Source organism: Streptomyces sp. NPDC039423 (genome assembly GCF_055598725.1).
In genome coordinates this window covers 1-11,699 of sequence record NZ_JBVKAH010000014.1, presented here as the reverse complement: position 1 = coordinate 11,699, position 11,699 = coordinate 1, and the positions used below count along the sequence as shown (strand labels likewise).

Below are 11,699 nucleotides of genomic sequence, written 5' to 3'. Positions count from 1 at the left end.
GCCGGTGGGAGGGATCCGCGGGAAGTCGCCGGTCAGCAGGATGGGGCCATCGGGAAAACGGCTCACACCCAAGGAGTTGACCATGAAGAGCACCACCCGCGCGCTGCTGGCCGCCACACTGGTGCTGGGCGTCGTGGCAGGACCGGCCGTCCTGCCGGCCGCCGCCTCCGCGCCCCCCGCCTCCGCCCCCGCCGCGTCCCCCCACCCGGCCGCGCCGTCCGGGACGGCCGCGCTGGAGAGGGCCGTCGCGGGATTGCCGACGGCCGCCGCCACGGCCGCTCTGGTCCGGGTCGGCGGCACGGAGGGCGTCTGGCGGGGCAGCGCGGGCGTCCACGACCTGCGGACCGGCCGGCCGGCCGACCCCGGTGCCCGCTTCCGGGCGGGTTCGGTGACGAAGGTGTTCACGGCGGCGGTGGCCCTGCAACTGGCCGCGGAGGGCCGTCTGGACCTGGACGCGAGCGCGCGCTCGTACCTGCCGGAGCTGATCCCCGCGACGTACGGGGGCGTCACCGTCCGGCAGTTGCTCAACCACACGCACGGCATCCCGGCGGCCGACCTCCCCGGCGACACGGTCGAGGAGTGGTACGCGCGGCGCTTCGAGATCCATGACCCGGAGGACATGGTCCGTTCGGCCACCTCGAAGGAGCCCGAGTTCGCGCCGGGCACCCGGCAGCACTACCTGAACATCGGCTACACGATCGCCGGACTGCTGATCGAGCGGGTCACCGGCGACTCGTACGAGGAGCAGGTGGCCGGCAGGGTCCTCCGTCCGCTCGGCCTGCGCGACACCTGCCTCCCCGGGTCCGACCCGCGCATCGCCGGCCGGCACAACCACGGCTACCAGACGATGCGGCTGGAGGACGGCACGACCGGTCTGCGCGACGTGTCGGTCTGGGGGGCGACCGACGGCTGGGCGGCCGGCGACCTCGTCTCGACCACGGCCGACCTGGAACGCTTCACCCACGCCCTCTTCCGGGGCGAGGTCGTGCGCGGTCCGCTCCTGGCGGAGATGTTCACGGTGCCCGGGGTGACGGACCTGCGGACCGGCGACCCGGCCGCGTACTCCGTCGGCCTGTCCGTGAAGACCCTGGGCGGCCGCGAGGTGTGGGGGAAGAGCGGCGGCCGCTGGGGGTACAACGCGGCCATCGCCTCCACCCGCGACGGCTCGCGGACACTGGTCTACAGCGTCAACTCCACGGACGCCAAGGGACAGGGCATGAACCAGGTGGCGCAGGACATCATGGTGGCCGCCTTCGGCAGGCCGTAGAGAGGGTCTGCCGGAAGGGGCGTCGTCCGCCCGGGCTCAGGCCGTGGCCGGGGTGCCGGCGGAGCCCTTCGCCGCGCGCCAGGGGTGCTCCAGGGCGGCGGACACCGCTCGCCACCACGGCTCCCCGGGCAGCTTCCCGGACGGCTCGAACGGCTCGCCGGGACGGGGGAAGGCGACCGCCTGACCGGCGTCCCCGGCGGCGTCCTTGGTCCACTCGGCGGGTTCGGCCCACGGGTGCGGCGCGAGGTTGAACGTCCCCCAGTGGATGGGCAGCAGCACGCCCCGGGGGGTGCCGCCCTGGAGGTCGAGGTGGGCGCGCACGGCCTCGTCCGGGGTCATGTGGATGTCCGGCCAGTACTCGCTGTACGCGCCGAGCTGGATCATGGTGGCGTCGAACGGGCCGTGCTCCGCGCCGATGCCGGCGAAGCCCTCGAAGTAGCCGGTGTCCCCGCTGTGGAAGACGCGGTGCTCGGGCCCGGCGACGACCCAGGAGGCCCACAGGGTGTGCTGCTGGTTACGCAGGCCGCGGCCGCAGAAGTGGCGGGCCGGGGTGGCCGTCAGCCGCAGGCCGGCGATCTCCGTGGACTCGTTCCAGTCCAGCTCCCGTATCCGGGAGGCCGGTACGCCCCAGTGTTCCAGGTGGGCGCCCACGCCGAGCGGTACGGCGAAGACGGTGTCCGTGGCGGCGAGGGCGCGGATGGAGGGGAGGTCGAGGTGGTCGTAGTGGTCGTGGGAGATGACGACGGCGTCGACCGGGCCGAGCGCGGCGAGGGACAGCGGGGCGGGGTGGAGCCGCCGGGGGCCGGCGAAGGGGAAGGGGGAGCAGCGCTCGCCCCACACCGGGTCGAAGAGGACCCGGCCGCCGTCGATCTCGGCCAGCACGCTGGAGTGCCCCGCCCAGGTGAGCCGCAGTCCGGTGGCCGGCGGGCGGGCGAGGTCGGCGACGGTGGTGGGGTGCACCGGGATGGGGCCCGCCGGGGCCCGGCGGGCCCGCGACTCCTTCTCGAAGTAGGTCTTCGCGAAGTCCACGGTGGACCCGGACGGGCGGTGCCTGGTCCCCACCGGGTTGAGGAAGACGCCGTCCGCGAAGTTCGGCGAGCGGCGGATGCGCTCCATCCGCTCCCCGGTGGGCTCCGCGCCGAACGCGGCGGGCCGCAGGGCACGCAGTCGGGAACGCAGCGGGTGCGGGGAGCCGGCGCCGGTCACGGAACCTCCAGAGGGTGAGGGTGCCTCCATTATGGGCGGGGGGTGTGACAGGACGGGAGCCGGGCCGACGAGGGTGATGTCACATCGGCGGCGGCCCGTCCGTCGTACCGGGCGGAAGGTCGTTCACCACACCCCTGGAGGCCCGTCATGGCCCGCATATCGCTCGATCCCCCGCGCACCCTCTTCTTCCGCGCCGTCGCGTGGTACGCGAAGCGCGCGTACGGCGGGAAGGTCCTCGATCCGTTGTCGGCGGCGGCCCACAACGGCCGGGTGCTCCGGGCGACGATCGGCTTCGAGCTGGCCGCCGCCCGCTGGAACGCGCTGGACCCGCACCTCAAGGCGCTGGCGGAGCTGGGGTCGGCCGCGTCCATCGGGTGCGGCTGGTGCCTGGACTTCGGGTACTGGGAGAGCACCCGGCGCGGGGTGGACGCGCGCAAGCTGCGCGACCTGCCGGTGTGGCGGGACAGCGACGCGTACACGGAGCTGGAGCGCGACGTGCTGGAGTACGCCGAGGCGATGACCGCCACCCCGCCGGCCGTCGGCGACGCCCTGGCGGAACGGCTGCGCCGGGCGCTCGGGGAGGCCGCGTTCGTGGAGCTGACCGCCATGGTGGCGCTGGAGAACATGCGCTCGCGGATCAATTCCGCGCTTGACCTGACCAGTCAGGGGTTCCGGGACCAGTGCGACCTCGGCCGCCGGTGACGGACGGCGGGACCGTACGGCACCTAGGGTGTCGGCGTGGGCAGAGTGCGGTTGAGCGTGGCCGAGCGGCGGGAGGAGCTGCTGCGGGCCGCCGTCGAGCAGATCGAGGCGCGGGGCGTCGCGGCGGTGCGGATCGCCGACGTGGCGTCCGCGCTGGGCGTGAGCAACGCGCTGGTGCTGTACCACTTCGCCACGAAGGAACGGCTCGTCGCGGCCGCGTTCGCGTACGCCGCCGAGGGCGACCTCGCGCACCTGCGCCGGCTGCTGGGCCGCCGGACGACGGCGGCGCGCCGGCTGCGGGCGGCCGTGCACTGGTACGCGCCGACCGGCCGGGCCAAGGGGTGGCGCCTGTGGATCGAGGGCTGGGCGGCGGCGCTGCGCGAGCCCGCGCTGCGGGAGGTGGCCCAGGACCTCGACCGGCGGTGGAAGGCGGCGCTGGCGGAGGTCATCGCGGAGGGTGCCGCGGCGGGCGAGTTCCGCTGCGGTGACCCGGTCGCGGCGGCCTGGCGGCTGACCGCGTTCCTGGACGGACTGGCCGTGCAGCGGACCGCCTACGCCCCCGCCTTCTCCGGCGCCGTGATGCGCGCCTGGGCGGACGAGGCCCTCGCCCGCGAGATAGGTCTCCCGGAGCCCCGCCCCGGCTCGCACGGGTGAGCCGAGGAGCGCTCCGGTGCCCAAAGGGCCGTCGCGAGGCACCAGCGACCGAGCACGACGGCCCGTCGGCACCGGACCGAGCGCTCCGAAGGCGAACCGGACCAGGAAAAGGGCGGCGCGGTTACAGGGGGAGCAGGTCCGGGCGCTTGGCCGAGACGTGGTCGCCGGACGATTCGCCGCGGAGCCGGCGCCCGATCCACGGGACCAGGTACTCGCGGGCCCACTGGATGTCGTCGCGGCGCAGTTCGAGGGGCCCGCGCGGCGGCAGGGGCGGCCATGCCTGGTCGGGGTCGGCGGGGACGGGCACGCCGAGGACCTGGCCGGCCCGCAGGGCGACGCGGGTGTGGCCCTCGGGCGACAGGTGGAGCCGGTCGCTGTCCCAGGCCCGCCGGTCCTGGACGGTCTTGAGGGACCACAGGTCGAGCACCGGGCAGCCGTAGCGGTCCGCGACGGCGCGCACGTGCCCGTTGTAGGTGGCGATCTTGCCGCGCAGCCGGCGCAGCACCGGCACGTCGCGGGTGTCGAACCCGGTGGTCACCAGGACGGTGCCGACCACGGACGTCAGATCGGCGACGGCCCGTTCGAAGCGCTCGGCGACCTCGTCCGGGTCGCTGCCGGGGCGGATGATGTCGTTGCCGCCGGCACAGAAGGTCACCAGGTCGGGGGCGAGTTCCTTGGCTCGCGGCACCTGCTCCTCGACGATCTGGTCGAGGAGACGCCCGCGTACGGCGAGGTTGGCGTACCGGAAGCCCTGGTGCTCCGGCAGCCGGTCCGCCAGGAGCACCGCGAGGCGGTCCGCCCAGCCGACGAACGTACCGTCGGGGCCGGGGTCTCCGACGCCTTCGGTGAAGCTGTCACCGATCGCCGCGTACGACCCGAACACGTCACTGTCTCTGAATCCCGAATCGTCTGCCACGGGGACACATCCTTCACCCGGGGATGTGACTTACGCGACCGTAAGGAGGGGTTGACGGGGCGTGATATTTCCCACCGGTCAAGATTCACCCAAGCCGGAATACGCCTCCGCCCGGCACCGGGAGGGGTGCCGGGCGGAGGCCTCACGCTCGTGATGCCGTCAGGGGCAGGTGTCAGACGGAGACGCCGTGCTGGCGGAGGTACGCCAGGGGGTCGATGTCCGAGCCGTAGCTGGGGCTGGTCCGGATCTCGAAGTGGAGGTGCGGACCGGTGGAGTTGCCGGTGGAGCCGGACAGGCCGATCTGCTGGCCGCCGCCGACCGTCTGGCCGGAGGAGACGGACAGCGAGGAGAGGTGGGCGTACTGCGAGTAGTTGCCGTCGGCGTGCTGGATGACGACCTCGTTGCCGTACGCGCCGCTCCAGCCGGCGGAGACGACGGTGCCCGGGCCGACGGCCTTGACGGTGGTGCCGGAGGAGGCGGCGAAGTCGACGCCCGTGTGGTAGCCGGAGGACCAGCTCGAGCCGGAGGCCCGGTAGGGGGTGGTGACGCCGGCGTCGACCGGGGCGGTGAAGCCGGAGCCGCTGGCCTGGGGGGCGGCCTGGGCGGGGGCCTGGGTCTTGGCCGGGGCCTCGGTCTTGGCGGCGGAGCGGGACGCGCGGCTCTCGGCGCGGGTGTCGTCGGCCTTGGGCTTCGCCGGGGCGGCGGTGGACTTGGCGCCGAGGGTGAGCTTCATGCCCGGGAGGATCAGGGAGGGGTCCTCGCCGATGACCTGGCGGTTGTCCTTGTAGAGCTTGTGCCAGCCGCCCTTGACGTTCTTGTTGTAAGCGATCTTGGAGAGGTAGTCGCCGGCGACCACGGTGTACGTGCGCGGCGCGGCCTTCTTCGCGGCGGCCTCGGGGGCGGCCTTGGCGGCGGTGACGGCCGCCTGCGGGGCGGTGGCCGGGGCTGCGGCCGGCGCGGCGTGTGCGCCGGTGGCGCCGAGCAGCGGGAGGGCGATGGCGGCGCCACCGGTTCCGGCGGCGACGAAACCACGCGTGATGGGGCTGGACTTGGGACGGCGGTGCTTACCCTTCGCGGGCATGGCTTTTCCTCTCCGGCGCCTGCGAGGTGAGCTGTCGGGTTCGGACTGGAGTTGTCCGGCCGCGCCATGGACGCGACTTCACCCCGAGCCGGGTCCCGGAAATTCCGGGCCGGCGAACTACCTGGGTCCCCCGCTCCTGCCACGCGTGGGTGGGTGGGAATTCCGACCGGTGGCAGGATTCGGCGGTCCGGCCGGATTGCCGTGACGTTAAGCGAGCCGGGTCGGCCTGAACAAGCCGCCGCTTTCCGACCCGCATTCGGGAAGGTTCGGCGGTCATGGAATTCCGGTCACCCTGCGTCCATTGCGGATCATGTATTTCCGCTGTGGGCACGGCATTTAGGAATCGACCTCCGCCACGGACCGTCACGTTTATGACGCTGCTCACGTGGCCGGGGTCATCTCCCCCGCGACCAGGGCACGTTATCCCCAATCCCCCAATACGGACAGACAGCCCAATACTTGACGGACCTCCGCAATACCTTCATCCCCATGCACCACACCAAGCCATGTCGACAGCCCGACTCCGGGTCGACCAATGATGACCAATCCGGACAGATGCCTACACCTCCCCCACTACCCGGGTCGCGCGGCTCCGCCCCGGCCCGGCGGCACCGCCCCGCCCAGCCGCGACGCGTGCCCCGCCGGTCGCTGACCTGCGCGGGGCAACGAATGTGCGACCTGCACGGAGATTGATCGCGTCACGAACCGATGTCGTATCGTCGGATGGCGAGATTGTCGGTGCCCGACGCCGACCGCAGACACGGAGGAGCCCCCGTGACGCAGCAGCTTCCGCAGGTCCCGTCGACCGAGCCCGAGCTGACCGGAGTCCGCAACTTCCGTGACGTCGGTGGGCTCCCGACCGTGGACGGCCGGCGGGTGCGGCACGGCAGGCTCTACCGCAGCGGACACCTCGCGCACGCGACGGGAGAGGACGCCGCCTTCCTGGCCGGCCTCGGCCTCCACACGATCTTCGACTTCCGCAACGCCGCCGACCAGAAGATCGAAGGCCCGGACGTCGAGCTGCCCGGGGTCCGCAACGTGAACCTCCCGCTCTCCGACCCGGCCGACGGCGCCGAGTTCTGGGCCATGGTCCGCGACGGGAACCTCGACCAGCTACGCGCTCTCCTGGCCGACGGCAAGGCCGCCGCCCGGATGACCGCCTCGTACCGGATGATCATCCGCGAGCGCACGGCCGAGCACAGCCGGGTCCTCCACGCGCTCGCCGAGGACAGCGTCCCGGCCCTGATGCACTGCGCGGCCGGCAAGGACCGGGCGGGACTGTCCATAGCGGTGTCCCTGCTGGCCGTCGGCGTCGAGCGGGAGGCGATCGAGGAGGACTACCTCAAGTCGAACGACCCCCGCCGCCGCTACCGGGTGCGCCGCAGCGACGACTCCCCCTCCGCGATGTCACCGCAGGTCATGGAGCTGCTCAACCCCCTCTTCGAGGCCCGCGTCGAGTACCTGGACGCGGCCTTCGCGACGATCGAGGAGACCTGGGGGTCGACCGAGCGCTACCTGACGGAAGGGCTGGGGCTCAGCCCCGCCACGCGGGAGCGGCTGCGCGAGCGGCTGCTCGACGAGGCCTGATCCACCGGAGACGTCCTACTCGGCGCCGAGGGCGAACAGCAGGTAGAGGAAGGCCGCGAAGAGGTGGCCCGCGACCAGGTAGGCGAAGAGCCGGATGGCGAGCCCGCGGGGGAACGTCCGTTCCTGGGTCATGGTGGATCTCTCCGATCGGTTCAGCGGCGGTGGACGCCCGCGCCGAGGCACAGGTCGGCCGCGGGGCTCTGCATGAGGGTGTGGACGAACAGCAGCCCGGCGCCGCCGCGCGTGGCGGCGCCGATGCGGTGCGGGGTGAGCGAGTCGAAGTGGGCGCTGTCCCCCGGGTCGAGGACGTGTACGGCCTCGCCCAGGACCAGGCGCACCCGCCCGTCGAGGACGTACAGCCACTCCTCCCCCGGGTGCACGCGCACCAGGTCTCCCTGGGTGGCGTACGGGACCTGCACGCGCAGTGCCTGCATCGCCCGCCCGGGGCTGCCGGCCTGGTGGTAGACCCAGCCGTCCGCCTCGGCGGGTTCGGCCCGGCCGCCCCGGACGATCGGGTCACGCTCCGGCGGGACCTCGCCCAGCAGCTCCGAGACCGTCGTACCGTAGACCCGGGCGAGGCCCAGGAGCATCGGCAGCGACGGCTGGCGGCGGCCGGTCTCCAGCCGTGACAGGTGGGCCGGCGACAGCCCGGCGCGCTGGGCGGCGGCCTCCAGGGTCAGGCCCCGGCGCCGGCGCAGCGCCCGAAGCTGCGGCGCGACGTCCGGCACCGCGGCGGGCGCCCCGGGGTCCGGCTCGGCGCCGGCCGGCCCGGAAGGCTCCGAGGGAGCTCCGGCTGAAGTGGTCATGCGCCCATTGCGCCACTACCTTCCCCCAGAGGCAAATTTCTTGCCCCGGAGGCAAAAGCCCCGGGGCGTAGGCGCTGGGGCAGGTGATCGGCAACGGGTCAGCGGTCGGCGAGGGCCTGCTTCACCAGGGTCCGGCCGAAGTCCCAGATCAGCCCCCCGCCGCTGTGCGCCTCCTCCATCACGTCGGTGAACGCCGCCACGAACCGGTCGACCTCCCGCTCCCCGATGATCAGCGGCGGGATCAGCTTGATGACCTCCAGGCGGTCGCCGGACACCTGGGTGAGGATGCGGTGGCGCCGGAGCAGCGGCACCACGACCATCTGTGCGAAAAGGCCCTTGCGGGCCGCCTGGAGCATCGTCCAGCGGCTGCGCAGGCCCAGCGAGGACGGGCGGCCGAATTGGATGCCGATCATCAGGCCGCGGCCGCGCACCTCGGACAGCATCTCGTAGCGGTCGACCAGCGCGGTGAGGCGTTCCTTCAGCAGCTCACCGGTCCGCCGGGCGTTCGCCACGGTCTCCTCGTCCTCCATGACCGCCAGGACCGCGAGCCCGGCCGCCATCGCCTGGGCGTTCGACCCGAAGCTGGCGGAGTGGACGAGCACCCGGTCCATCGACGAGTAGACCTTCTTGAAGATCCAGTCCTTGCCGAGGGTGGCCCCGACGGGCACATAGCCCCCGGACAGGGCCTTGGCGACGCACAGCAGGTCCGGCTCCACGCCGTCCTCGTGCTGGTAGGCGTAGAAGTCGCCGGTACGGCCGAGGCCGGTCTGGACCTCGTCGGCGATCAGCAGGGCCTTGTGCCGGTGCAGCAGCTCCTGCGCGGCCCGCAGGAAGCCGGGCGGGCTCTCGTGCACGCCCTTGCCCTGGATGGGCTCGACGATGAGGGCGGCCACGTCGCCCCGCTTCAGCTCACGTTCCAGGGCGGTGAGGTCGCCGAGCGCGACGGCGGTGTCGGGCAGCAGCGGGTCGAAGCCGTCCCGGAAGCAGCTCTCCCCGTTGACCGACAGGGATCCGGTGGTCAGCCCGTGGAAGGCGTGCGAGCAGTACAGGACGCGGGGCCGGCCGGTCGCCCGGCGGGCGAACTTCAGCGCCGTCTCCACCGCTTCGGTCCCGCTGTTGGAGAAGTAGACCCGGTCCAGGTGCGGCGAGTGGGTCAGCAGCCGCTCGGCGAGCAGCCCGGGCAGTGGCGGGCAGTCGAAGCGGGTGAGGTCGGCGAGGTCCGCGTCCAGGACGTCGTGGAGGGCCTTGCGGACGACGGGGTGGTGCCGGCCCAGGCCCATGACGCCGAACCCGGCGAGCATGTCCAGGTACTCGTTGCCGTCCGCGTCCCAGAAGTGGGCGCCCTCGGCGCGCTCGTAGACCCGGTCGAAGCCGATCGTCCGGAGCATGCGCGGAAGCTGCGGGTTGAGGTGGCGGGCGTGCAGCCCGTAGCCCTCCGTGCCGCGCTCGGCGAGCAGGGCCGCCAGGTCGAACTTCGTGCTCATACGTCGTGCTCCTTGCCTGCCAGCGCTCCGCCGATCCGGCCCGCGATCTCCACCGGGGTGAGCCCGACGTCGGCCAGCACCTCCCCGCGCTTGGCGTGGGCCAGGAACTGCTCCGGGACGCCGAAGGTCCGCAGCGGTACGTCGGTCCCGGCGTCGCGCAGCGCCTGCCCGACCGCCCAGCCGACCCCGCCGCTGCGGATGTTGTCCTCGACCACGGCGACCAGCCGGTGGGTGGCGGCGAGGGGGGCGAGGCGCGCGTCGACGGGCTTGACCCAGCGCGGGTCGACGACGGTGCACCCGATGCCGCGTTCGGCGAGCAGCGCGGCCGCCCCGAGGCAGACGGACGCCATGGCGCCGACGGCCACCAGGAGCACGTCGGGGCCGTCGTCCGCCCGGTGCAGGACGTCCATGCCGCCGATCCGCCCCAGGGCGGGTACCAGGGGACCCACCGACTCCTTGGGGAAGCGCAGCACGGTCGGCGCGTCGTGCACGTCGACCGCCTCGCGGAGCTGGGCGCGCAGCTCGCCGGCGTCGCGCGGGGCGGCGATCCGCAGCCCGGGCACGGCCTGGAGCAGGGACAGGTCCCAGACGCCGTTGTGCGAGGGGCCGTCCACTCCGGTCACGCCCGCCCGGTCCAGGACGAAGGTGACGCCGCACCGGTGCAGGGCCACGTCCATCAGTAGCTGGTCGAAGGCCCGGTTGAGGAAGGTGGCGTAGACGGCGACGACCGGGTGCAGCCCGCCGGTCGCGAGGCCGGCCGCGCAGACGGCGGCGTGCTGCTCGGCGATGCCGACGTCCCAGACCCGGTCGGGGAACCGCTCGGCGAACTTCGTCAGTCCGACCGGATGCAGCATGGCGGCCGTCAGGGCGACGACGTCCGGCCGCTCGGCCCCGATCTCGGCGATGGCGTCGCCGAACACCGACGTCCAGGACGGGCCGGCGGACGGCACCAGGGGCTCGCAGGTCAGCGGGTCCATGGCGCCGACGGCGTGGAAGCGGTCGGCCTCGTCCTCCAGGGCGGGTCCGTAGCCGTGGCCCTTCTGGGTCAGGCAGTGCACGAGGACCGGGCCGTGGAAGCGTTTGGCGCGGCGGAGCGCCGACTCGACGGCGCCGATGTCGTGCCCGTCGATGGGGCCCACGTACTTCAGCCCGAGGTCCTCGAACAGGCCCTGGGGGGCGATGAAGTCCTTGAAGCCCTTCTTGGCGCCGTGCAGCGACCCGTACAGGGGCGGTCCGATGACGGGGGTGTGGCGGAGCACGTCCTTGCCCCAGGCCAGGAAGCGTTCGTAGCCGTCGGTGATGCGGAGGGTGGAGAGGTGGCCGGCGAGGCCGCCGATCGTCGGCGCGTAGGAGCGTTCGTTGTCGTTGACGACGACGATCAGGGGGCGGTCCTTGGCGGCGGCGATGTTGTTGAGCGCCTCCCACGCCATGCCGCCGGTGAGCGCGCCGTCGCCGACGACGGCGACGACGTGCTCGGTCCCGCCCCGCAGGTCGCGCGCCTTGGCCAGGCCGTCGGCCCAGCCGAGGGCGGTGGAGGCGTGGGAGTTCTCGATGACGTCGTGCGCGGACTCCTCGCGGGAGGGGTAGCCGGACAGGCCGCCCTTGCCGCGCAGTTTGGAGAAGTCCTGCCGGCCGGTGAGCAGTTTGTGCACGTAGCTCTGGTGGCCGGTGTCCCACAGGATCCGGTCGGCGGGCGAGTCGAAGACCCGGTGCAGGGCGATGGTGAGTTCCACGACGCCCAGGTTGGGGCCGAGGTGGCCGCCGGTGCGGGAGACGGCCCGGATCAGGAAGTCCCGGATCTCGTCGGCCAGTTCGTCGAGCTTCGCGCCGTCAAGCGCCTTGAGGTCGTGCGGCCCCCGGATGGTCTCGAGAATCGTCACGCTCGGGCCCCTCTCTGCTGCGGTCAGCTCACGGTGACGGCGGGTTCGCCGGACATCACGCCGTCCTTCTCCATCTGCTCGGCGATCTTCATCGCCTCCTCGATCAGCGTCTCCAC

At 73.1% G+C, this 11,699-nt stretch carries 11 protein-coding genes and 1 riboswitch; of the genes, 4 read left to right on the top strand and 7 right to left on the bottom strand.

Annotated features, from left to right (window positions below; all coding sequences use genetic code 11):
* The first annotated feature begins 82 nt into the window (after positions 1–82).
* A complete protein-coding gene (locus ACZ7LK_RS30555; protein WP_469463961.1) occupies positions 83–1,267 on the top strand; it encodes a serine hydrolase domain-containing protein in 1,185 nt (394 codons plus the stop codon).
* A gap of 36 nt (positions 1,268–1,303) precedes the next feature.
* Here ACZ7LK_RS30555 and ACZ7LK_RS30550 read toward each other — a convergent pair whose 3' ends face one another.
* Positions 1,304–2,473 carry an MBL fold metallo-hydrolase gene (locus ACZ7LK_RS30550; RefSeq protein WP_471144500.1) on the bottom strand — a complete coding sequence of 390 codons (1,170 nt, stop codon included), beginning with the start codon at positions 2,471–2,473 and terminating at the stop codon, positions 1,304–1,306.
* A 147-nt stretch (positions 2,474–2,620) separates the two neighbouring features.
* Here ACZ7LK_RS30550 and ACZ7LK_RS30545 point away from each other — a divergent pair, with 147 nt between their 5' ends.
* The gene (locus ACZ7LK_RS30545; protein WP_471144499.1) at positions 2,621–3,175 is read left to right on the top strand and encodes a carboxymuconolactone decarboxylase family protein; all 555 of its coding nucleotides are present in this window, start codon (positions 2,621–2,623) and stop codon (positions 3,173–3,175) included.
* Between the two features lie 36 nt (positions 3,176–3,211).
* Positions 3,212–3,829, top strand: a complete 618-nt coding sequence (locus ACZ7LK_RS30540; protein WP_469463963.1) for a TetR/AcrR family transcriptional regulator — start codon at positions 3,212–3,214, stop codon at positions 3,827–3,829.
* A gap of 121 nt (positions 3,830–3,950) precedes the next feature.
* On the opposite strand, the gene ACZ7LK_RS30535 is transcribed toward ACZ7LK_RS30540, so the two are convergent.
* Together ACZ7LK_RS30535 and ACZ7LK_RS30530 are read right to left on the bottom strand one after the other, a co-directional pair.
* Positions 3,951–4,745, bottom strand: a complete 795-nt coding sequence (locus ACZ7LK_RS30535; RefSeq protein WP_392277435.1) for an SGNH/GDSL hydrolase family protein — start codon at positions 4,743–4,745, stop codon at positions 3,951–3,953.
* Positions 4,746–4,917: 172 nt separating this feature from the next.
* Entirely contained in the window at positions 4,918–5,826 is a 909-nt protein-coding gene (locus ACZ7LK_RS30530; protein WP_469463964.1) for a M23 family metallopeptidase, read from the bottom strand.
* Position 5,827: 1 nt separating this feature from the next.
* Positions 5,828–5,988: riboswitch (cyclic di-AMP (ydaO/yuaA leader) on the bottom strand.
* Positions 5,989–6,600: 612 nt separating this feature from the next.
* Here ACZ7LK_RS30530 and ACZ7LK_RS30525 point away from each other — a divergent pair.
* Entirely contained in the window at positions 6,601–7,413 is an 813-nt protein-coding gene (locus tag ACZ7LK_RS30525) for a tyrosine-protein phosphatase (protein ID WP_392277433.1), read from the top strand.
* Between the two features lie 15 nt (positions 7,414–7,428).
* Here ACZ7LK_RS30525 and ACZ7LK_RS30520 read toward each other — a convergent pair whose 3' ends face one another.
* The 4 genes from ACZ7LK_RS30520 to dxs all read right to left on the bottom strand — a co-directional run bounded on the left by ACZ7LK_RS30520 (position 7,429) and on the right by dxs (position 11,583).
* On the bottom strand, positions 7,429–7,545 hold the full coding sequence (locus ACZ7LK_RS30520; protein ID WP_392277432.1) for a DUF6126 family protein: 117 nt from the start codon (positions 7,543–7,545) through the stop codon (positions 7,429–7,431).
* Between the two features lie 20 nt (positions 7,546–7,565).
* The gene (locus ACZ7LK_RS30515; protein WP_392277431.1) at positions 7,566–8,219 is read right to left on the bottom strand and encodes an XRE family transcriptional regulator; all 654 of its coding nucleotides are present in this window, start codon (positions 8,217–8,219) and stop codon (positions 7,566–7,568) included.
* 98 nt (positions 8,220–8,317) lie between these two features.
* Entirely contained in the window at positions 8,318–9,703 is a 1,386-nt protein-coding gene (locus tag ACZ7LK_RS30510) for an aspartate aminotransferase family protein (protein WP_392277430.1), read from the bottom strand.
* The gene (gene dxs / locus ACZ7LK_RS30505) at positions 9,700–11,583 is read right to left on the bottom strand and encodes a 1-deoxy-D-xylulose-5-phosphate synthase (protein ID WP_471144498.1); all 1,884 of its coding nucleotides are present in this window, start codon (positions 11,581–11,583) and stop codon (positions 9,700–9,702) included. Before dxs ends, ACZ7LK_RS30510 begins: the two co-directional genes overlap by 4 nt.
* Positions 11,584–11,699: the final 116 nt, after the last annotated feature.